The sequence below is a fragment of the Mesorhizobium sp. CO1-1-8 genome (assembly GCF_020164875.1).
In the GTDB taxonomy this organism is placed as follows: Bacteria; Pseudomonadota; Alphaproteobacteria; order Rhizobiales; family Rhizobiaceae; genus Mesorhizobium.
Genome location: NZ_JAIUGZ010000001.1, coordinates 211718 through 231058 on the forward strand (window position 1 = coordinate 211718; position 19341 = coordinate 231058).

The 19341-nt window shown below is 63.2% G+C and carries 24 protein-coding genes; 13 read left to right on the forward strand and 11 right to left on the reverse strand.

What is annotated here, in order from left to right:
• Positions 1-127 precede the first annotated feature (127 nt).
• The 6 genes from LB558_RS01065 to LB558_RS01090 form a co-directional block, all read right to left on the reverse strand.
• The gene (locus LB558_RS01065) at positions 128-1738 is read right to left on the reverse strand and encodes an NTP transferase domain-containing protein (RefSeq protein WP_224695742.1); all 1611 of its coding nucleotides are present in this window, start codon (positions 1736-1738) and stop codon (positions 128-130) included.
• Complete coding sequence (locus LB558_RS01070; protein ID WP_224695743.1) at positions 1735-2439, reverse strand: XdhC family protein; 705 nt, start codon at positions 2437-2439, stop codon at positions 1735-1737. The genes LB558_RS01065 and LB558_RS01070 overlap by 4 nt, the downstream gene beginning before the upstream one ends.
• Positions 2440-2445: 6 nt before the next feature.
• A complete protein-coding gene (locus tag LB558_RS01075; protein WP_224695744.1) occupies positions 2446-2784 on the reverse strand; it encodes an XdhC family protein in 339 nt (112 codons plus the stop codon).
• Positions 2785-2845: 61 nt separating this feature from the next.
• Positions 2846-4090 (reverse strand): vWA domain-containing protein, encoded by a 1245-nt coding sequence (locus LB558_RS01080; protein ID WP_224695745.1) that lies wholly within the window; start codon positions 4088-4090, stop codon positions 2846-2848.
• A 3-nt stretch (positions 4091-4093) separates the two neighbouring features.
• Entirely contained in the window at positions 4094-5023 is a 930-nt protein-coding gene (locus tag LB558_RS01085) for an AAA family ATPase (protein ID WP_224695746.1), read from the reverse strand.
• Positions 5020-5547 carry a flavin reductase gene (locus LB558_RS01090; RefSeq protein WP_127258325.1) on the reverse strand — a complete coding sequence of 176 codons (528 nt, stop codon included), beginning with the start codon at positions 5545-5547 and terminating at the stop codon, positions 5020-5022. The genes LB558_RS01085 and LB558_RS01090 overlap by 4 nt, the downstream gene beginning before the upstream one ends.
• A gap of 178 nt (positions 5548-5725) precedes the next feature.
• Here LB558_RS01090 and LB558_RS01095 point away from each other — a divergent pair, with 178 nt between their 5' ends.
• Both LB558_RS01095 and LB558_RS01100 read left to right on the forward strand, forming a co-directional pair.
• Positions 5726-6799 (forward strand): branched-chain amino acid ABC transporter substrate-binding protein, encoded by a 1074-nt coding sequence (locus LB558_RS01095; RefSeq protein ID WP_224695747.1) that lies wholly within the window; start codon positions 5726-5728, stop codon positions 6797-6799.
• Positions 6799-7824, forward strand: coding sequence for a P1 family peptidase (locus tag LB558_RS01100; RefSeq protein WP_224695748.1), 1026 nt, complete (start codon positions 6799-6801; stop codon positions 7822-7824). Before LB558_RS01095 ends, LB558_RS01100 begins: the two co-directional genes overlap by 1 nt.
• Positions 7825-7837: 13 nt before the next feature.
• Here the strand turns inward: LB558_RS01100 and LB558_RS01105 are convergent, their stop codons facing one another.
• Entirely contained in the window at positions 7838-8092 is a 255-nt protein-coding gene (locus LB558_RS01105; RefSeq protein WP_013532118.1) for a DUF2171 domain-containing protein, read from the reverse strand.
• Between the two features lie 128 nt (positions 8093-8220).
• Here LB558_RS01105 and LB558_RS01110 point away from each other — a divergent pair, with 128 nt between their 5' ends.
• The 3 genes from LB558_RS01110 (at position 8221) to purB (ending at position 10828) form a co-directional block, all read left to right on the forward strand.
• Positions 8221-8946 carry a DUF2259 domain-containing protein gene (locus LB558_RS01110; RefSeq protein WP_224695749.1) on the forward strand — a complete coding sequence of 242 codons (726 nt, stop codon included), beginning with the start codon at positions 8221-8223 and terminating at the stop codon, positions 8944-8946.
• 71 nt (positions 8947-9017) lie between these two features.
• Positions 9018-9467 carry a hypothetical protein gene (locus LB558_RS01115; protein ID WP_224695751.1) on the forward strand — a complete coding sequence of 150 codons (450 nt, stop codon included), beginning with the start codon at positions 9018-9020 and terminating at the stop codon, positions 9465-9467.
• A 59-nt stretch (positions 9468-9526) separates the two neighbouring features.
• Positions 9527-10828 carry an adenylosuccinate lyase gene (gene purB, locus LB558_RS01120; protein WP_224695752.1) on the forward strand — a complete coding sequence of 434 codons (1302 nt, stop codon included), beginning with the start codon at positions 9527-9529 and terminating at the stop codon, positions 10826-10828.
• Between the two features lie 52 nt (positions 10829-10880).
• Here purB and LB558_RS01125 read toward each other — a convergent pair whose 3' ends face one another.
• Positions 10881-11693: a VOC family protein gene (locus tag LB558_RS01125; RefSeq protein WP_224695754.1), complete on the reverse strand. Its 813-nt coding sequence runs from the start codon at positions 11691-11693 to the stop codon at positions 10881-10883.
• A gap of 250 nt (positions 11694-11943) precedes the next feature.
• On the opposite strand from LB558_RS01125, the gene LB558_RS01130 reads away from it, so the two are divergent.
• Positions 11944-12498, forward strand: a complete 555-nt coding sequence (locus LB558_RS01130; RefSeq protein WP_128303284.1) for an RBBP9/YdeN family alpha/beta hydrolase — start codon at positions 11944-11946, stop codon at positions 12496-12498.
• A 4-nt stretch (positions 12499-12502) separates the two neighbouring features.
• Here the strand turns inward: LB558_RS01130 and LB558_RS01135 are convergent, their stop codons facing one another.
• Together LB558_RS01135 and LB558_RS01140 are read right to left on the reverse strand one after the other, a co-directional pair.
• Positions 12503-13276 (reverse strand): HpcH/HpaI aldolase family protein, encoded by a 774-nt coding sequence (locus LB558_RS01135; RefSeq protein WP_224695756.1) that lies wholly within the window; start codon positions 13274-13276, stop codon positions 12503-12505.
• A gap of 125 nt (positions 13277-13401) precedes the next feature.
• Positions 13402-13722: a DUF1476 domain-containing protein gene (locus tag LB558_RS01140; RefSeq protein ID WP_224695757.1), complete on the reverse strand. Its 321-nt coding sequence runs from the start codon at positions 13720-13722 to the stop codon at positions 13402-13404.
• A 274-nt stretch (positions 13723-13996) separates the two neighbouring features.
• Here LB558_RS01140 and purC point away from each other — a divergent pair, with 274 nt between their 5' ends.
• The 6 genes from purC to LB558_RS01170 all read left to right on the forward strand — a co-directional run bounded on the left by purC (position 13997) and on the right by LB558_RS01170 (position 17546).
• Positions 13997-14791, forward strand: a complete 795-nt coding sequence (gene purC, locus LB558_RS01145; RefSeq protein WP_013532127.1) for a phosphoribosylaminoimidazolesuccinocarboxamide synthase — start codon at positions 13997-13999, stop codon at positions 14789-14791.
• Between the two features lie 43 nt (positions 14792-14834).
• On the forward strand, positions 14835-15077 hold the full coding sequence (purS, locus tag LB558_RS01150; RefSeq protein ID WP_027162361.1) for a phosphoribosylformylglycinamidine synthase subunit PurS: 243 nt from the start codon (positions 14835-14837) through the stop codon (positions 15075-15077).
• 1 nt (position 15078) lies between these two features.
• Complete coding sequence (gene purQ / locus LB558_RS01155) at positions 15079-15747, forward strand: phosphoribosylformylglycinamidine synthase subunit PurQ (protein WP_224695759.1); 669 nt, start codon at positions 15079-15081, stop codon at positions 15745-15747.
• Positions 15748-15831: 84 nt separating this feature from the next.
• Positions 15832-16497, forward strand: coding sequence for a glutathione S-transferase family protein (locus LB558_RS01160; protein ID WP_224695760.1), 666 nt, complete (start codon positions 15832-15834; stop codon positions 16495-16497).
• Entirely contained in the window at positions 16494-16901 is a 408-nt protein-coding gene (locus tag LB558_RS01165) for a hypothetical protein (RefSeq protein ID WP_224695762.1), read from the forward strand. Before LB558_RS01160 ends, LB558_RS01165 begins: the two co-directional genes overlap by 4 nt.
• Before the next feature lie 3 nt (positions 16902-16904).
• Positions 16905-17546 (forward strand): Pr6Pr family membrane protein, encoded by a 642-nt coding sequence (locus LB558_RS01170; protein ID WP_224695764.1) that lies wholly within the window; start codon positions 16905-16907, stop codon positions 17544-17546.
• Between the two features lie 3 nt (positions 17547-17549).
• Here LB558_RS01170 and LB558_RS01175 read toward each other — a convergent pair whose 3' ends face one another.
• Entirely contained in the window at positions 17550-17801 is a 252-nt protein-coding gene (locus tag LB558_RS01175) for a DUF1127 domain-containing protein (protein WP_224695766.1), read from the reverse strand.
• A 93-nt stretch (positions 17802-17894) separates the two neighbouring features.
• Between LB558_RS01175 and LB558_RS01180 the strand changes: the two genes are divergently transcribed.
• Positions 17895-19304, forward strand: a complete 1410-nt coding sequence (locus LB558_RS01180; RefSeq protein ID WP_224695767.1) for a PLP-dependent aminotransferase family protein — start codon at positions 17895-17897, stop codon at positions 19302-19304.
• Positions 19305-19341: the final 37 nt, after the last annotated feature.

The window sequence follows — 19341 nt, forward strand, 5'->3', positions numbered from 1 at the left end:
TCGAAACTGCCGATCTCCCCCCTTGAGGGGGAGATGGCCGGGAGGCCAGAGGGGGGTAAGGGCGCAAACGCAGAGGGAGGGAACCGGAAAGCCATGCCCAAGGCATGCTTAATTCGGCTTGGGTTTGTCAATCCTGCAGCACGCCGCCGGCGCCTTCCAGCGCCTCGCGCGTGTCGACATCGACAGACGCCGCCGCGCCGATCTCGACATCGATGACATCGAGCCCTTCGGTCTCGACCAGATGGCGAGCGCCGGTGTCGCCTTCGAGATGGGCGATCGCCGGAAACAGCGAACGCGGCAACAGCACCGGGTTGCCGTGCTTGCCGTCATGCGAGGCGCGCACCACCGAATTGCCGCCGGCCTTGCCGAAAGCATCGATCAACCTGTCGAGGTCATCGGACGTGATATCAGGCATGTCGCCGAGCACGATCATCACGCCGGCGGCGTCTTCCGGCAGATAGGCAATGCCGGCCTTCAGCGAAGTGGACAGGCCCTCGGTAAAATCGGGATTGTCGGCGAAGGTCACGTCGAGGCCCGCCAGCGCGGCGCGCACCCGCTCGCGCTGGTGGCCGGTGACGACGACAGTGCCAGACGCCTTCGAGCCGAGCGCCCGCTCGGCGGTGCGGCGCACCAGCGGCTTGCCGTCGAACAGTGCCAGAAGCTTGTTCGGCCCGCCCATGCGGCTCGACCGGCCGGCCGCCAGCAGGACGATGCCGACCCTGAGCTGGCTTTTGGCCGGCAGCGGTTCGCGCGGCTGCGGCCGCGTCGGGATTTCCATCAACAGCCCGCCGACGCCCATGCCGGCAATATCCCTGGCCGTCACGTCGAGACCGGCGATCAGCCTGTCGAGCACCCAGTCAAAGCCGTTTTCCTTAGGGCTGCGGGCGCAGCCGGGCGCGCCGATGACGCGCTTGCCATCAAGCATACCCAACACCAGCAGGTTGCCTGGATCGACCGGCATGCCGGCGCGGATGACAGTACCCCCCGCTTTCTGGATCGCCGCTGGAATGACATCGGCGAAATCGCTCATCGCCGAGGCGCCGAAGATCACCACCATGTCATTGTCGCCCACCAGGGAAGCCGTGGCCTCCGCCACCGGCGCGATCTCATGCGGCGTGCGGCGCTCGGCCGTCAGCCTGCCCCCGGTGCGCGCCAGCCGCGCTTCGGTGACGCGCAGCGTCTTGTCCAGCACGGAAGGCTTGATGCCCGGCAGAACCGTCTGGATGACGCCGACACGCACGGGCCGGTAGGCATTGACGGCAAAGATCTCGCCTGCGGCGCAGATTTCTGTCGCGGCGTCGACCAGCGCCGAACTGACCGCGAAGGGAATGATCTTCACCGTCGCGACCATCTGGCCTTTCTCGACCGGCGCATGCTGCGCCAGCGTGGCGATGGTGATGGCTGGATCGATGGCATTGATGGCGTCGATGGCAGCGGCATCGACCGTGAAGATGCCCGGCGCCTTGGCATGGAGGTTGACCCGCCCGGTCGCGGCAGGCTTGGCCTCGATGCCGCGAAAGGCCATGCTTTCGGCAATCGTTTGCGCAGCCGCATCCTCGCCGACGTCGTCCTCAGCCAGCACAGCCGCAACGACCTCGAAAACACCGGCAGCCCGCAGCAGCGCCACATCTTCGGCGCTCAGCCTGTGGGCCTTGCGGAAGCGGCGTTCACCAGCGATGGTGGAGTGCGCCAGCACCGCGCCTTCCGCCGTCTCGATCGGGATCGGGCCGAATTTCACGCAGCCGCGCCCTTGGCATCGAGACCGCGCGAGCGGAAGGCGTGGATCGCCTGGGCCAACACCGCAACAGCGATCTCTCCCGGGCTGGCAGCACCGATGTCGAGCCCGATCGGCGCATGAATACGCGCGATCTGTTCGGCGCTCGCGCCCATTGCCAGCAAGCGTTCGACGCGCTTGGCATGCGTCTTCCTGCTGCCGAGCGCTCCGACATAGAAACAGTTGGCGTCGAGCGCGGCCTTCAGCGCGAAATCATCGACCTTTGGGTCATGGGTGACAGCGGCGAGCGCGGTGTAGCTGTCAAGCGGCTGGCGTTTCAGCACATCTTCCGGCCATTCGGCATGCAGCGCCACGTCGGGAAAGCGATCCGGCGTGGCGAAGGCGGTGCGGGGGTCGATGATCTCCACTGGATAGCCGGCGATCTTCGCCATCGGCGCCAGCGCCTGGCTGATATGGACGGCGCCAATCACGACCAGACGCGGCTGCGGCAGATGCGCGTTGAGAAAGAAAGTCCGCCCCTCTGCTTCGACCGAACCGGAGTTGCCGGTGCGGAACGCCTTGGCGATCGCGGTTCCGAGATCGCCGGCGACCTGATCGCTCTCGCGCACGATCCGGTCTCGGCCATCACCGAGATCGGTGACCAGGATCGCCGCGCGGCGGGCGCGTCGTTCGGCGTTCAGTGTTTTCAGTGCATAGGGATCCATTCTAGATCAGCCGAGCCTTTCGACATACACCTTGATGCGACCGCCACAGGACAGGCCGACCTGCCATGCGGTTTCATCGGCAACACCGAACTCCAGCATCCTGGCCTTGCCGCTGTCGATGACGTCGATGGCCTCGCTGACCACAGCGCCTTCGACGCAGCCGCCCGAGACTGAGCCGTGGAAATTGCCGTCGGTGTCGATGACCAGATGGCTGCCTACAGGTCGGGGCGCCGATCCCCAGGTCTCGACCACTGTCGCGATGGCCACGTCCTTGCCGTCCTTCATCCAGCCCTCCGCAATGATCAGCGGGTCGCGGGCCTCATCCAGATAAATGCTGTTTTCCATGACCGTTTCTCCAGAAGTCTGTTTTTCTCGGGATCTGTTTTCCGGATGGGGAAAGATATGGTTATGCGGCGTGCCTCGCGCCAGCTTCCAGCCACCGGCGCGGATCGACGGATTGTGCCGACTTCTTGTCCAATGACGCGCAGAGATCGACGAGCGCGTCGAGATTGTGCACCGAGCGGAACTCGTCGACATGCGGCAGCATCGCCTTGACGCCACGGGCGCGCGCCTGGAAGCCGTCGAAGCGCAGCAATGGGTTCAGCCAGATCAATCGCCGGCAGGATTTGTGCAGGCGCTCCATCTCCTCCGATAGGCCGGCGACATCGTCGCGCTCCAACCCGTCGGTGATCAGAAGCACGACCGCGCCCTGCCCCAGCACGCGCCGCGACCATATCAGGTTGAACTCCGCCAGCGTGTCGCCGATGCGGGTGCCGCCCGACCAATCCCTGACCGCCGCCGAACAGTCGGCCAGGGCTGCATCGGGGTCGCGATGGCGCATCTGCCGGGTCAGGTTGGTGAGCCGGGTACCGAAGACGAAGGTGTGCACGCGCCGGCGTTTTTCCGTCAGCGCATGCAGGAAATGCAGGAAAATGCGCGTGTACTGGCTCATCGAGCCGGAAATGTCGGCCAGCACAACCAGCGGCGGATGAACCTCGCGGGCTGAGCGGAATTTCGGCAGGATCAATTCGCCGCCGGTGCGCGCGGCCGAACGCATCATGGCGCGCGGATCGATGCGACGACCATGCGCATCGGCCTTGAAACGCCGCGTCCGCACCATGTCGAAAGGCAGCCGCAGCTGGGCGATCGCCTTCTTGGCGTCGGCCATTTCGGCGGCGTTCATCTGGGCAAAATCCTTGGCCCGCAGCACCTCGTTGCCGGAGAAAGTGAAGCGGGCGTCGACCTCGATCTCGGGGACTTCTTGGCGAGGCTGGTTCTTCTGATGGCCTTCGAACATGGCCTGGCTGACGCGGTTCTCGGCAGCACGGGGCTTCTGCTTTTCCCTGTTGTCTGGTGCGACCGGCGAAAACATCGCCAGCATCTTTTCGATCAACTCGCGCGATTTCCAGAACAGCCGGAAGGCTTCATCGAAAATGGCGTGATCCTCACGCCGCGACACCAGCACGGCGTGCAGCGTCCAGTAGAAATCATCGCGCGAACCGATGCCGGCGGCGAGCACCGCCTCGATTGCGTCCTTGACGGAAGCCGGTCCGACCCGCATGCCGGCCTTGCGCAAGGTGCGGGCAAAATAGACGATGTTGTCGGCGATCCGCCCGTGCGGCATGGCCTCTTTCGGTTCGGTGCGCAACATCGCCTACTCCGCCGCCGAAAGCTCGGCCTTCACCTCGTTGAGGATGCGCCGGCCTTCGCCCTGTTCGATGCGGGCAATGTCGTCCTGGTATTTCAACAGCACGCCGATGGTGTCGAAGACGGTTTCCGGATCGAGCGCCACCTTGTCGAGCTCGGTCAGCGCGCCGGCCCAGTCGATGGTTTCGGCGACGCCAGGCACCTTGAACAATTCGATCTGGCGCAGCTTCTGGATGAAGGAGACCACTTCTGCCGAAAGCCGCTGGTTGGCCTGCGGCACCTTACGGCGCACGATCTCCAACTCGCGCTCGGCATTGGGATAGTCGACCCAGTGATAGAGGCAGCGCCGCTTCAGCGCGTCATGAATTTCACGGGTGCGGTTGGTGGTGATGATGACGATCGGCGGTTCTTCCGCCTTGATGGTGCCGAGTTCAGGCACCGTCACCTGGAAGTCGGACAGGATTTCGAGCAGGAAGGCCTCGAACGCCTCGTCGGTGCGGTCGAGCTCATCGATCAGGAAAACCGGGGCAGCGCCCGTCTTTCCGGTCAGCGCATCGAGTACCGGTCGGCGGATCAGGTATTTTTCGGAGAAGACGTTGCGCTCCATGGCGGAGCGCTCCACCTTGCCGGCCGCCTCCTCCATGCGGATTTCGATCATCTGCGCGGCGTAGTTCCACTCATAGACGGCGGACGAGACGTCTAGGCCTTCATAGCACTGCAGGCGGATCAGCCGGCGGCCAAGCGCCTGTGCCAACACCTTGGCGATCTCGGTCTTGCCGACGCCGGCCTCGCCCTCGAGGAAAAGCGGCCGCTTCATACGCAACGACAGGAACAGCACGGTCGCCAGCGACCGGTCTGCCACATAGTCCGCACCGGTCAGGAGATCGAGCGTCTCGTCGATCGTCCCTGGCGCGGCGCGCGGTTTCAGCTCGGTCATTCTTTCTCCGTGAACGCCGCCGCTCCGCTTTCCAGGACGTGGTAGCCGCGGGCGTGATAGATCAGCGGCCGCAAATTATCGCCCATCCGCAGGCCTGTCACCTTGCCAAAAAGCACACGATGGGTGGCCAGGTCCTTGGTGTCGATCAATTCGCAGTCGAATACGGCGAGCGCCCCTTTCAGCGTCGGCGCGCCTGTCGAGATCACGTCCCACTCGCCGAGCGCGAAACGTTCCTCGACCGGCAGGCCGGTGATGCCGGAAAAGCCGACCGACAGCGGCTCCTGGTGCGAGGCCAGCGTGTTCAGTGCAAACCTGCCGTTTTTCACGAACAGCTCATTCTTGGCATTTTCGCGGTTGAGACAGACCAGGATGGTGGGCGGCGTGTCCGACACCGAACAGGCGGCGATCACCGTCGTGCCTCGCCTGCCGGCCGGCCCGTCGGTGGTGACCACATGGACGTGGCCGGCAAAGTGGCTCATCGCATCGCGATAGGCCTGCGGCCCAATGTCGTTCTTCTTCAGCACCGTAAATTTTCCATGCCCAGGATCCTACCGACATATATGGCCAGACATAGCCCGCCACAAGCGAAGTGCCTGAGCCATATCCCGAAATCCCGTGTTGCACCAAGGCCGGGCAGCCTTTAGGTCTTGGCGGCAATAGTGCCAGGAGCATAAGACCGGCACGGAGGACCCCATCGCCCGAATGCGACCCAGGACAACAACAATAGCGGCGCTGTTCTGGCTGTTCATGGCCAGCGCCGCCAGCGCCCAGACGCTGCTGGTCGGCGTCTCAGCGCCCCTGTCGGGACCATCGGCGATTCTCGGCAAGCAGATCGAGGCCGGCACCGGTCTGGCCGCCGAAGCGAACGGCATCGAACTCAAGACCGTGGATGACGCCTGCACCGCTGATGGCGGCGCTGCCGCGGCCAGGGAATTCGCAGCCGCCAAGGTCAATATCGTCGTCGGCTTTCTCTGCACCGAGGCGATCGAGGCGGCGATGCCGATCCTGAAGGACGCCAACATTCCGGTCATCACCGTTGGCGTGCGAACCGAGAGCCTGACCGACCGCCGCGCCAAGACCGGCTGGCCGGTCTATCGCCTCGGGCCACGCGGCGACGATGAGCGCAACACCGTCGCCTCCGCCCTCATCCATCTGTGGCAGAACGAGCTGTTCGCCATTATCGACGACGGCACCATCTACGGCCGTGAGATCGCCGAGACGTTGCGGGCAGCGGCCGAACAGGCAGCGCTGAAACCGGTATTCATCGATACGTTCCGGCCACAGCTCGACAATCAGATCGGCATGATTGGTCGGCTGAAGAAGGCCGGCGCGACGCATGTCTTTGCCGGTGGCGACGGCGACGACATCGCCATCATGGGCCGCGATGCCGCACAGCTTCAAGCGGGCATCGTCTTTGCCGGCGGCGAAAATCTCCGCACACCGCCGGGCGACGTGCCCTATGCCGTGGGCACGCTGATGATCGCACCGCCGGAATGGGCCGATGTCGCCGACCCCAAAGTGTTGGCGGCCTTTGCCACGCAGAAGATCGTGCCGGACGGTTATACGCTGCCGGCCTTTGCGGCGATCGAGGTCGCCAAGGCGGCGTCAGGCCTGTCAGAAAGCTCGGGCAAGCCGCTGACCGAAGCCCTGACCGGACAGGATTTCACCACTGCGATCGGGCCGATCCGGTTTGATGCGAAGGGCGACCTCAGCAAGAGCCCCTATCGCGTCTTCCGCTTCGACGGCACGCGTTTTGCGCCTTTGGAAAGCAACTGATGTTTCGCACCGGCCCACGCAACCTGATCACCGACGTTGCCGGCCTGCGCGTCGGTAATGCGTCCGACGCCAGGCTGAAATCAGGCGTCACGGCTATCCTTTGCGATGGGCCGACGGTGGCCGGCGTTCAGATCCTGGGTGGTGCGCCGGGCACCCGCGAGACAGACCTGCTCGAACCGCACAATTCGGTCGAGGTGGTGCACGCCGTGGTGCTTTCGGGCGGTTCGGCTTTCGGCCTTGACGCGGCTTCCGGCGTGCAGGCGGCGTTGCGTGAACGCGGCATCGGCCTCGAGGTCGGTGGCTTTCGCGTGCCGATCGTGCCGTCGGCGATACTGTTCGACCTGCGCAATGGCGGCGACAAGGATTGGGGCCGTTATCCGCCCTACCGCGAGCTTGGCTATGAAGCAGCGCAAACCGCCACCGCCGATTTCCAGCTTGGGACGATCGGCGCCGGCACCGGCGCGCTTACTTCGGGGCTGAAAGGCGGCCTCGGCTCCGCCTCGACGCTGCTCGACAATGGCGTCACCATCGGTGCGCTGGCCGCCGTCAACCCGACCGGATCGGTGACAACAGGTCGAACCCGCCATTTCTGGGCGGCGCCGTTCGAAATCGGCGACGAATTCGGTGGGCTTGGCTATCCCTCGCCGATGCCGGACGAGGCGAAACGGATTCTTTTGAAATACCGCGACAAGCATTTTAACCAGCAGACGGAGACCGGCGGCAACACCACCATCGCCGTCATTGCCACCGATGCGGTTCTCACCAAGGCCGCTGCAAAACGGCTGGCGATATCGGCGCATGACGGGTTCGTGCGCGCCATCTGGCCGACCCACACGCCGGCCGATGGCGACCTGGTGTTTGCGCTGGCGACGAGCACGAGCGGCATCGAACTCGCCGCCGATGCGGCGATCGATCTCTATGCCGCGGCCGGCGCCACGATGGCGCGGGCCATCAGCCGCGGCGTGTTTGCCGCGACGCCTGCCGAAAACGATCTGTTTCCGGTCTGGTCGTCACGCCTGGGGTGAAGCGAAGGGCTGATCAGACCGGGTCGGACTTTTCTTCCTCGAACGTCACCGCGACATCGGAATTCGCCGACAGCCAGACCTTCTTGCCATCGACCTCGGCAATCAGGCTCAGGGGAATGTAATGGTGATGGCCCTTGTGAGCGCCCTCGCCGCTATCGGCCTTGGTCAGCTTGATGCGCTGGCCATCGACCTTGTCGACAGTGCCGACATGCACGCCATCGGCGCCGACGACTTCCATATGCTCACGAATTTTGCTGGTGTCGGTCATGGTGGTTCTCCATTGGGGCTGCCGACATTAACAAATGACGGGCCGATTGGATGCATCGGCTTTCGCACGGCACGACGTTTGGATTCTGTCGTGCTAGGGGATTGAGACGATGACGGGGGTGAAGACCGATGCGAATGCTCTTTCTGTTTGCCGTTGGCCTGCTTGCACAGTTTGCGACCTCGATCGCCGCTCATGCCGGCGATGTCGCCGAACTTGAAATCCTCGGCTTCACCAAGGACGGCAGCGTCTTTGCTTTCGAGGAATATGGCGTGCAGGATGGATCGGGCGTTCCCTATGCCAACCGCTACTACATCGACACCAGCACCGATAGCTTTCTCAAGGGCACACCGATCCGGGTCCGGCTTGAGGACGAGAACGCCAAACTGGACGCGGCGCGCCTTCAGGCCCGGCAAAAAGGCGAAGCCATTGTCAGTCAGGCCGAGCTGAGCGCCAATCGCGGCATCACCGCGGGTTTCAATCCGGTGACCGAGCTTTCGGCCGATCCGCACCGGATGGCGGTCAACCCGCGCCCGATCTTCTCGCCGGTCGACCAGCCGCTCGAGTTCCGCCTCGACGAGCTAGGCATGAACAACACCGAGGGCTGCGAGAGCCAGGGCGAGATCAACGGCTTTCGGCTGCTGCGCATCGAGGCGCAGGATGGCGGCACGACGAAGCTGCTGCACGAGGATAAGGCGATACCGAAAAGCCGGGGCTGTCCGAACGGCTATCGCATCGGCGCCGTGCAGACCTTTTCCATGGACAGCCTCAGCGCCTATGCGGTGCTGATCGCGGTGCGCCAATACGGCTTCGAGGGGCCGGACTTTCGCTGGATCGCGGTGACCGGCCGGCTGTGACATCCCCTGCTCAACCCGCCGCGCGCGATCGTGCGCTGAACCACCTTCGCCGCGCGATACCGACGCCGCGCATGGCTTTTTGTGGCGCCTTGCTATGGGCGGCGACGATGGGCGCCAGTGCACTTGTCACTCTGTTGTTGGACGACTGGGAGACGCCGGCGAAAATCCGCATTGTCACCGCGCTGTTTGCGGTGGGAGCTGCGCTGGCCTTTCCGATCGGCCTGTTTGCGGCGCGGCTGGTCTCGCAGGGAAGACGGTGGGAAGTCGCCTTCGCCGCGGCCTTCGTGTGCCTCGCTGCTGCGACGATCGGCCTGACCGGCGGGCTGTTTGCCCTGCAGTACCGCTCCTATTACGCCGAGTGGCATGCGCCTGCTTTCACCCGCACCTGGGTTCTCCAGTTCGTCTTCACGACGTTGATTGCGCTCTATCAGTTCGTGGTGCTGGGCATCCGGCTCTATTTTCCAGTTGGTTTCATCGCTCTGTTTGCCGCGGGCGTCTGGTTTGCGCGCCAGCAGCGTTGAGCATTTTGCGCACCTCTGTTAGGACGCGGGCAAACTTCTTGATATGTCAGGACTGACCGATGATCCCTCGCTATTCCCGGCCGGAAATGGTCGCCATCTGGTCGCCCGAGACCCGGTTCCGCATCTGGTTCGAGATCGAAGCCTATGCGTGCGACGCATTGGCCGAACTCGGCGTCATTCCAAAAGAAGCGGCCAAAACCATCTGGGAAAAGGGCAGTGCGGCAAAATTCAATGTCGAGGCGATCGACGAGATCGAGCGCGTCACCAAGCATGACGTCATCGCCTTCCTCACCCATCTTGCCGAATTCGTCGGACCGGACGCCCGCTTCATCCACCAGGGCATGACCTCGTCGGACGTTCTAGACACCTGCTTTGCCGTACAGCTGACCCGCGCCAGCGACATCCTGCTCGCCGACATCGACGGCCTGCTCTCGGCGCTCAAGCGCCGTGCCTTCGAGCACAAGGACACCGTCACCATCGGCCGCAGCCACGGCATCCATGCCGAGCCGACCACCTTCGGCGTCAAGCTGGCGCAAGCCTATGCCGAGTTCTCGCGCTGCCGCGAGCGGCTGGTGCACGCGCGGGAGGATATCGCCACCTGTGCGATCTCCGGGGCGGTCGGCACCTTCGCCAACATCGACCCCTATGTCGAGGAGCACGTGGCGGCGAAGCTCGGCCTGAAGCCCGAGCCGGTGTCGACGCAGGTGATCCCGCGTGACCGCCACGCCATGTTCTTCGCGACGCTGGGCGTCATCGCCTCGTCGGTCGAGCGGCTGTCGATCGAGATCCGGCATTTGCAGCGCACCGAAGTGCTGGAGGCGGAGGAGTATTTTTCGCCGGGCCAGAAGGGCTCGTCGGCCATGCCGCACAAGCGCAACCCGGTGCTGACCGAAAACCTCACCGGGCTTGCCCGCATGGTACGCTCCATGGCGCTGCCGGCGATGGAGAATGTGGCGCTCTGGCATGAGCGCGACATCTCGCACTCCTCGGTCGAACGCATGATCGGGCCGGACGCCACGGTGACGCTCGATTTCGCGCTGTCACGGCTGACCGGCGTCATCGACAAGCTGCTCGTCTATCCCGACAACATGATGAAAAACATGAACAAGTTCCGCGGCCTCGTGCATTCGCAGCGCGTCATGCTGGCGCTGACGCAGGCCGGCCTGTCGCGCGAAGACTCCTACCGGCTGGTGCAGCGCAACGCCATGAGAGTGTGGGAGCAAGGCGCTGATTTTCTTGAGGAATTATTGGCCGACAAGGAAGTGACCGCAGCGCTGCCGGAAGCCGAGATCCGCGAGAAATTCGACTTGGGCTATCACACCAAGCATGTCGACACGATCTTCAAGCGGGTGTTCGGATAAGCTGCCTTCTCCCCGTCACTATACGGGGAGAAAGAAGCTGTCGCCAACGCCATCAAGCTTTCCCTGGAACGGTCCTAATCACCGTGCCCCACGGATCCTCGCGGCTCGTCTCAGCCTTCACATTGTCCGACCGCATTTCGACCCAGGCAAGGCCCGACCGGCTCGGATCGCGGCGGCCGGCGCCCGAACTCTGCCAGGCGTTGGCGCCGATGTGGTGGTGATAGCCGCCCGACGACAGGAACACCGCCTGGCCGCCATATTTCGCCACCGTGTCGAAGCCGAATTCCTGGTTCCACCAGGCTTCGGCGTCTTCCGGCCTGCCGACACGCAGGTGGACATGGCCGACGATGCTGTTTTCCGGCGCGCCCTGCCAGCCGGCGTCACCCGCAGGCACTTCGGCAACGACGGACGGAATGTTCAGCCGCTCCGTTGCCATGGCAATCTTGTCGCCATTCCACTTCCAGTCCTGCGGACGGCGGTCGGCATAGATCTCGATGCCATTGCCCTCCGGGTCGGTCAGGTACAGCGCTTCGCTGACCAGATGGTCGGAAGCGCCCTCGATGGCGATCTTGTTTGATATGGCGTGGTTGATCCAGCGGCCGAGATCGGCGCGGCTGGGCAGCAGGAAAGCGGTGTGGAACAGGCCCGCGCTGCGCGGATCATCCGGCTTGGCCGAAGGATCGGCCTCGATGACCAGCAGCGGACGGTTGGCAGCGCCCAGCGTGATCGCCCCATCGGCGCGGCTCAGTTCCTGCAGACCGACGATGCTGCGATAATATGCGGCAAGGCTTTCCGCGTCGCGCGCCTTCAGCCCGACGCGGGCAACGCTGACCGGGGTGGTGGCGGCAAAAGGCAACTCGCTCATCAAATGCTCCGTTCGACCGGCCTGCGATGAAGCTCCCAAAGCGAGAAGCCCCACTCCGCCGATCATTGTACGTCGTGTCAGTTCCAAAGTCAGGGTTCCCGCACACGGCTGTTTCTTTTTCCTGACCACAGATCGTCCATCGGCATCGTTCACACAAGACGCGAAGAAGCGAACATGGTGTTCACTATTGTGATCAAAAGTGGCGTTTCTGCCGGTTGCGCGAAGCGATGCCGCTCGCTATCTCAGCGCCATGAAGGTCAAGGAAGCAGATATTCTCATCGTGCCGGGCTACACCAATTCCGGCCCCGACCATTGGCAGAGCCGCTGGCAGTCGAAGCTGTCGACGGCGCGCCGCGTCGAACAGGCGGAGTGGTCGAAGCCAGTGCGCGAGGACTGGACGGCGAGCGTCGCCAAGGCGGTCAACGAGGCCGAGCGGCCGGTCGTGCTGGTCGCGCACTCGCTCGGCGTCGCCACTGCGGTGCAAGCCATTCCGCAATTCCGCAAGCCGGTCGCCGGGGCCTTCTTCGTGGCACCGCCCGACGTCGCCAATCCCGAGATCAGGCCCAGGCACCTGATGACCTTCGGCCCCTACCCGCGTGAGCCGCTGCCCTTTCCCTCGATCGTGATTGCCAGCCGCAACGATCCGTTCTGCGCCTTCGATGTCGCAGAGGATATCGCCGGCGCCTGGGGTTCGCTGTTCATCGATGCCGGCGAGACCGGTCATCTGAACGCGGATTCAGGCTTCGGGCCGTGGCCCGAAGGTTCGATGACCTTCGCCAAATTCCTGACGGATTTGAAACCCTGATCGTTCAGGACCCGATCGAATCGCGGACGCTCTTGATCAGCGTTTTTGCGCCAAGCCCGATCAGCGAATGCTCGGAGCCCATGGCCAGCAGGCGATAGCCCATCGACACGACACGGCCGGCAATTGCCGGCTCGACAACGTAGATCGCCGCATGTTTGCCGGCCTTGCGGGTGCGCTCGGCCACCGAGGCAACCGTCTCCATCATGCTTTCCAGCGTCGAATTGACCGTGGCGCCATTGCTCCAGGCGATCGAGAAATCCGACGGGCCGAGGAAGATGCCGTCGATGCCGGGCGTGTCGAGAATGCCATCGAGCGCATCGAGGGCCGCACGCGTCTCGACCATGGCGAAGGCCATGGTGCGCTGGTTGGTGTCGCGCAGCCAGTCGGCCTGGGCGCCTTGGCCGTGGCGCGGAAAAGCGTAAGTCGGGCCCCAGGAGCGCTCGCCGAGCGGTGGGTATTTCATGGCGGCCGCGAACAGTTTTGCGTCGGCAACCGAGTTCACCATCGGCGCGATGACAGCCTCGGCGCCGAAATCGAGCGCGCGGCTTGCCATGTCGAAACGGCCAACGGGAATGCGCACCAGTGCCGGCTTACCGGTTGCGAGCACCGGCACCAGACCACGCAGCACGCTGTCTTCGTGATGGCCGCCATGCTGCATGTCGAGCGTGACGGCATCGAAACCCTGCTTGGCGACGATTTCGACGGTCAAGGCATCCGGCACACCGGACCATGCGGTGAACAACGTTTCATCGGCCGCGAGGCGGGACTTCAGGGACATGAACTCTTTCCTTGTTAGCGACCGCAGTTTCAGCCGGAAACCGCGGCAAAGGCAAAGAAAAACCGCCCGGATAGGCCGGGCGGTCGATTGGTCCAGCGTATGGCCGGGATCAGCGCATGGCCGGATCAGGTGTTCTTGATCTGCTCGATCGCTTGCGCCATCAACTCGTCCATGGTGCGGCGGATCTGGTGGTCCGACTGCTCGACGCCGGCCGCGTCGAAATCCCGACGGATCTTGCGGAACACGTCGTGGTCGCCGGCCTCCTCGATGTCGGAGACAACCACTTCCTTGGCATAGGCGTCGGCATCAGTGCCGGACTTTCCGAGCTTTTCGGCGGCCCACAAGCCGAGCGCCTTGTTGCGGCGCGCCGAGGCCTTGAACCGAAGTTCCTCGTCGAATGCGAATTTACGCTCAAAGCCCTCTTCGCGGTCTTTCATGCTGCTCATGGCGTCCCTCCGGGTCAAATTCGATTCGTTGGCAGTGAATATGTGCGTTGCCAAAGCACAAACCAAAAGGTCGCGGGCCGGTCAATACGCTTCATCGCATGCTGCGCTGCGGCATTTCAGTCCCGAAAGCGGTTGATTGGAAGGATTTGCCGATTGAGCAAACGATGTGATTGGGATAGACCCGGCATTGAACCCTACCGTAGCCGCACTATTTCAGGCAGACGGACAGGAAATGGTCTGATACCGCCTGTCCGGAACCCCAGAGAAAAATCAGATGAAAAATCGCCGCCGCATTTATGAAGGCAAGGCCAAGATCCTCTATGAGGGACCCGAACCGGGCACGCTTATCCAGTTCTTCAAGGATGATGCAACCGCGTTCAACAAGAAGAAGCACGAGGTCATCGACGGCAAGGGCGTCCTCAACAACCGCATTTCCGAGTATATTTTCAACCATTTGAACCGTATGGGCATTCCGACCCACTTCATCCGCCGGCTCAACATGCGCGAGCAGCTGATCAAGGAAGTCGAGATCATTCCGCTCGAAGTGGTGGTGCGCAATGTCGCCGCCGGCTCACTGTCCAAGCGGCTCGGCATCGAGGAAGGCACCGTTTTGCCGCGCTCGATCATCGAATTCTATTACAAAGCCGACGCGCTCGACGACCCGATGGTGTCGGAAGAGCACATCACCGCGTTCGGCTGGGCGAGCCCGCAGGAGATCGACGACGTCATGGCGCTTGCCATCCGCGTCAACGACTTCCTCTCCGGCCTGTTCATGGGCGTCGGCATCCAGCTCGTCGACTTCAAGATCGAGTGCGGCCGCCTGTTCGAGGGCGACATGATGCGCATTGTCGTCGCCGACGAGATCTCGCCGGACTCCTGCCGCCTGTGGGACGTGGCGACGCAGGACAAGCTCGACAAGGATCGTTTCCGCCGCGACATGGGCGGCCTCGTCGAGGCCTACCAGGAAGTTGCCCGCCGCCTCGGCATCATGAACGAGAACGAGCCGCCGCGCCCCACCGGCCCGGTGCTTGTCGCCTCGACCGACGGCCTCAAAGGCAAGCCGCACTGATCGCGGTTTGCGACCCGATAGTCAGAACAGGAGCATGTCCAGCGTGATCAAGGCCCGCATTACCGTCACCCTCAAGAACGGCGTGCTCGACCCGCAGGGCAAGGCGATCGAACACGCATTGTCCGGCCTGGGCTTCGGCGGTGTCGGCACGGTGCGGCAGGGCAAGGTGTTCGACGTCGAGCTGGCCGAAAGCGACAAGGCCAAGGCCGAAGCGGACCTCAAGGCCATGTGCGACAAGCTGCTGGCGAATACGGTGATTGAGAATTACGCGGTGGAGATCGCCTAAATTGAAAGCAGCCGTCGTCCTCCTGCCTGGCCTCAACCGCGACCGCGACATGATTGCGGCGCTGACCAAGATTTCGGGAACGCCGCCGGTCACCGTCTGGCAAACTGACACCGAAATCCCCGATGTCGACCTGATCGCCATTCCGGGCGGCTTTTCCTTCGGCGACTATCTGCGCTGTGGCGCGATCGCCGCGCGCATGCCGGTCATGCGGGCAGTGGCCGAAAAAGCGGCCGCGGGCGTGACGGTCATCGGCGTCTGCAACGGTTTCCAGATCCTGGTCGAGGCCGGCCTGTTGCCGGGCGCCTTGATGCGCAACACCTCGCTGAAATTCGTCTGCCGGCAGGTGAAGCTCGAGATCACCAATGCCAACACCATGTTCACCCGCCGCTATCAGCCGGGCCAGATCATCCGCTCGCCGGTCGCGCATCATGACGGCAATTATTTCGCCGACGCCGACACGCTTGCCCGTCTCGAAGGCGAAGGCCAAGTGGTGTTCCGCTATGCTGAGGGCACCAACCCCAACGGCTCGATCAACGACATTGCCGGCATCGTCAACGAGCGCGGCAATGTGCTCGGGCTGATGCCGCATCCGGAAAACCTGATCGAAGCAGCCCATGGCGGTACCGACGGCCGCGGACTGTTCGAGAGCGCCCTTGGCATCGCTGCCTGACGATATCGAAGCGAACAGCTTGAAAACAGCCGGACATTCCTGTCTCTTTGGAGCAAGTCTGGTTCATTGGGGAGAGAGACGGTCATGAAACTCTATTCGCGGCCGTTGTCGCCCTACTCGTCCATCGTGCGGGCATTGGCCTACATCAAGGATGTGCCGCTCAAGATCATCGCGCCGCCGCCCGGCTTTCCCATCCCGGAAGCGTTTCGCGCCATCTCACCGATGAACCGGATTCCGGTTCTGATCACCGGCTCGGGCGAGACGATCGTCGAATCGGTGGTCATCGCCGAATATCTCGAGGAACGGTTTCCGGAACCGGCGCTGCTGCCGCCCGATTCCAAGGACCGCGCGCTGGTGCGTATGTTCGCCCGCATCACCGATCTCGATGTGCTGACCCCGATGATGAAGCTTTTCGAGCTTCATTCCGTGCCGAAGCGCAACAATGTCGAGATCGACGCCCAGTTCGCCCGCCTGCATCATGGACTGGCGGCGATCGAGGGGCGCATGGCACAAGGGCCCTTCGCACTCGGTGACGACATCAGTTTGGCCGATGCCTGGCTGACGCCGACGCGGTTCATCTTCAACAATTTCCGCGCCATGACAGGACGCCACGGCCTGCTCGACGCCTATCCCAAATTCGACGCCTACCAGCAGATCGCCTCGCAACACCCGGCATTGTCGCGTGTGTGGGGCGAGATGACCGATGGTTTGAAGATTTTTCTGTCCGAGCTCGAGATGGGTGCCGCTTGATCAAGTCGAAGACGATCGCACTGGTCGCCGCGGCGGGCTTTGTGCTGGCATCCTGCCAGTCAACGCCAAAGAGCACGCCTGTTCCCTCGGGCAAAAGCGCGGCGCTGCTGGCCATGGAACAAGTGGCGATCGCTGCCCACAAATGCTGGATCGCCAGCAAGGACCCGGCCTTCAAACCGTACCAGATGGCCAACGAGCTGAATTCGTTCAGCGGCACGCCGCGTTTCCTGCTGGTGCCGGCCAAGCACTATGGCGGCAAACCTTTGCTGGTCGTGCAGGCGCAAGGCAATTCTAGCCGCATCGACGTCTTTGGACCGCTGATGAACGATCCGCTCGGCGCCCGCATCGGCTCCGACATTGCCCGCTGGCAAGCCGGCAATCCGGCCTGCGCCGCGACGGCCTAGTCCATGGGCCGCTTTCTGCAGATTGTGGGGCTGGTCATCGGTCTGGCCGGGCTCATCCTGCAGTTCTGCATCAGCATTCCGGCATCGATGGAAGCCGGCCGCAGCCTGCTTGGCTCCATCATTTTCGTCTTCAACTTCTTCACCATCCTGACCAACATCGGCGCGGTGCTGGTTCACACCTCGCTGCTGTCGCCCTCCGGCTATGCGTGGTTGTCTGCCTTCGCCGGGACACGGATGCGCGCCGGCGTCGCCGTTTCGATCGCGCTGGTCTTCATTGTCTATGCCACGGTCCTGGCACGGCTCTGGCAGCCGCAGGGCCTGTTCCTGCTCTGCGACGTGCTGCTACATTATGTGACGCCGGTGCTGTTCGTGCTGTGGTGGCTGACATCGGGCGCCGACGGCCGGACGCGCTGGAGCGACATCTCCTGGTGGATGCTCTATCCCGTGGCCTATCTGGTCTATGCGCTGGTACGGGCTCCGCTTGCCGGTGAAGTGCCCTACCCCTTCCTCGATGTCGCCAAGAATGGCGCAACCAGCGTCGCCATCTCGGCGACGGCCATCACCGGACTTTTTCTCGTGCTGTGCGTGGTCGCTGTCCTTGCGGACCATGGCGTTACACGCACCAGGGCCCCAAAACTCCGTTAGCTTTCAGTCCCAGAACGGCCTAATGCCCTCGCGGTGGGCATCGCAGCGCGAGACGCCGATATCCTTGAGCTGATCGTCTGTCATTTCCAGCAGCGCCAGCCGGCTGCGGCGGCGCTCCAGCAAGTTGTCGATCCATCTTGCCAGCGACCTCAGCACGCGCACAAGGCGGCTGACAAAGCCGCGCTGAACCGACGGGCGTGTCGATTGGCCTGACAATGCAGCGCTCGAATCACGTATTGTCACGATTGCATTCATTTTCTCTCTGCCAACGTTCTTAATTGTACCCTTTTTTGCACACGATTGATATGTATTGACTCATTTATCTGTGCAATATAGAAAATTGTCACCATGACAAATTGGCTTCCAGATCTCACTGCGGGCTCCGGCCCGCTGTATCAGCGGCTGGCGGATTCCATCGAAACGGACATCGACCGGGGGGTTATCGATGCCGGCGCAAAGCTGCCGCCGCAACGCGACCTCGCCTATGACATCGGCACCACTGTCGGCACGGTCGGTCGGGCCTATCAATTGCTGCGCGAGCGTGGGCTGGTGAGCGGTGAAGTCGGGCGTGGAACCTATGTGCTCGGCCAGCGCGCGAAGCCGGATTTTCCGGCTCCGGACGTCGGCGGCGAAGGCACACGCTATATCGATGCGCCTAAAGGCAAGCTGCGTTTCGACAGCACCGCGGCACCCGACATCGGCCAGGGCGCTGATGTCGCCGATGTGCTATCACGCACGGCGCAGGATCATCCGCATGAGATTTCTAGCTATACGCGGGATTTTCCCGACCGCTGGTACGAAGCCGGCGCCCGCTGGCTGTCGCGCAATTCCTTCCGCCCGAACGCCGCCGCAATCGTCCCCACACTCGGCACCCATGCCGCGGTGATGGCGGCGATCGCGGCGCTGACCACGCCTGGCGATTACGTTGCCTTCGAGCACCTCACCTACTCGCAGATTTCCCGCAGCGCCGGTCTGATCGGTCGGCGCACCGCGTTGGTGGCATCGGACGATGAAGGCATCGATCCGCAGGATTTCGAGCGCGTCTGTGCGCAAAAGCATCCCAAGATGATCTTCCTGATGCCGACGGCGCAGAACCCGACGCTGGCCACCTTGTCGGCGGCGCGCCGCGAGGCAATCGCCCGTGTCGCACGCGAATATAACGTCGTCCTCATCGAGGACGACCTCTATGGCAATCTGACTGATGATCCGACACCGTTGCTGGCCGAATATGCGCCTGAACGGACCATTGTCGCGGGCGGCCTGTCGAAGTCGGTCGCAGCCGGCGTGCGCGGCGGCTGGCTTTCCTGTCCGCCCGCCTACCGCCACCGCATCCGTGTCGCCCACAAGATGATGACCGGCGGCATGCCCTTCCTGCTGGCGGAGGTGAATACAAGGCTGGTGCTGTCCGGTCAGGCGGATGAGATACGCAAGCGCAGCATCGCCGAAATCGGCGCCCGCATCGCCATCGTGCGCGAGACTTTGGCCGGCTTCGCGTTCAAGTCGCATGACAGGGTGCCCTTTGTCTGGCTGACCCTCCCCGACCCCTGGCTTTCCGGCACCTTCAAGAACGCCTGCCTTGAGCATGGCGTGCTGATCGACGACGAGGACGAATTCAAGGCCGGCCGTTCCGAGCAGGTTTTCCATGGCGTCCGCTTCGGTGTTTCGCAACCGAGGCAGCGCAAGGACATCGCCGAAGGCGTTGCGGTGATCCGGCGACTTCTCGATGAAGGCCGCGCCGGCTACGACAGCTTCTCCTGAGCCAACTCGCGACTGACAGGCCCATTATTCTTGGGCG

What these genes read in the sequence shown, in the direction of transcription:
- LB558_RS01175 (WP_224695766.1), bottom strand. Translation starts at nt 17,801, where the DNA reads ATGAATGCAATCGTGACAATACGTGATTCGAGCGCTGCATTGTCAGGC.
- LB558_RS01110 (WP_224695749.1), top strand. Translation starts at nt 8,221, where the DNA reads ATGCGAATGCTCTTTCTGTTTGCCGTTGGCCTGCTTGCACAGTTTGCG.
- LB558_RS01075 (WP_224695744.1), bottom strand. Translation starts at nt 2,784, where the DNA reads ATGGAAAACAGCATTTATCTGGATGAGGCCCGCGACCCGCTGATCATT.
- LB558_RS01100 (WP_224695748.1), top strand. Translation starts at nt 6,799, where the DNA reads ATGTTTCGCACCGGCCCACGCAACCTGATCACCGACGTTGCCGGCCTG.
- LB558_RS01170 (WP_224695764.1), top strand. Translation starts at nt 16,905, where the DNA reads ATGGGCCGCTTTCTGCAGATTGTGGGGCTGGTCATCGGTCTGGCCGGG.
- LB558_RS01070 (WP_224695743.1), bottom strand. Translation starts at nt 2,439, where the DNA reads ATGGATCCCTATGCACTGAAAACACTGAACGCCGAACGACGCGCCCGC.
- LB558_RS01080 (WP_224695745.1), bottom strand. Translation starts at nt 4,090, where the DNA reads ATGTTGCGCACCGAACCGAAAGAGGCCATGCCGCACGGGCGGATCGCC.
- LB558_RS01160 (WP_224695760.1), top strand. Translation starts at nt 15,832, where the DNA reads ATGAAACTCTATTCGCGGCCGTTGTCGCCCTACTCGTCCATCGTGCGG.
- purC (WP_013532127.1), top strand. Translation starts at nt 13,997, where the DNA reads ATGAAAAATCGCCGCCGCATTTATGAAGGCAAGGCCAAGATCCTCTAT.
- LB558_RS01180 (WP_224695767.1), top strand. Translation starts at nt 17,895, where the DNA reads ATGACAAATTGGCTTCCAGATCTCACTGCGGGCTCCGGCCCGCTGTAT.
- LB558_RS01085 (WP_224695746.1), bottom strand. Translation starts at nt 5,023, where the DNA reads ATGACCGAGCTGAAACCGCGCGCCGCGCCAGGGACGATCGACGAGACG.
- LB558_RS01140 (WP_224695757.1), bottom strand. Translation starts at nt 13,722, where the DNA reads ATGAGCAGCATGAAAGACCGCGAAGAGGGCTTTGAGCGTAAATTCGCA.
- LB558_RS01095 (WP_224695747.1), top strand. Translation starts at nt 5,726, where the DNA reads ATGCGACCCAGGACAACAACAATAGCGGCGCTGTTCTGGCTGTTCATG.
- LB558_RS01115 (WP_224695751.1), top strand. Translation starts at nt 9,018, where the DNA reads ATGGCTTTTTGTGGCGCCTTGCTATGGGCGGCGACGATGGGCGCCAGT.
- purB (WP_224695752.1), top strand. Translation starts at nt 9,527, where the DNA reads ATGATCCCTCGCTATTCCCGGCCGGAAATGGTCGCCATCTGGTCGCCC.
- LB558_RS01130 (WP_128303284.1), top strand. Translation starts at nt 11,944, where the DNA reads ATGAAGGTCAAGGAAGCAGATATTCTCATCGTGCCGGGCTACACCAAT.
- LB558_RS01105 (WP_013532118.1), bottom strand. Translation starts at nt 8,092, where the DNA reads ATGACCGACACCAGCAAAATTCGTGAGCATATGGAAGTCGTCGGCGCC.
- LB558_RS01135 (WP_224695756.1), bottom strand. Translation starts at nt 13,276, where the DNA reads ATGTCCCTGAAGTCCCGCCTCGCGGCCGATGAAACGTTGTTCACCGCA.
- LB558_RS01125 (WP_224695754.1), bottom strand. Translation starts at nt 11,693, where the DNA reads ATGAGCGAGTTGCCTTTTGCCGCCACCACCCCGGTCAGCGTTGCCCGC.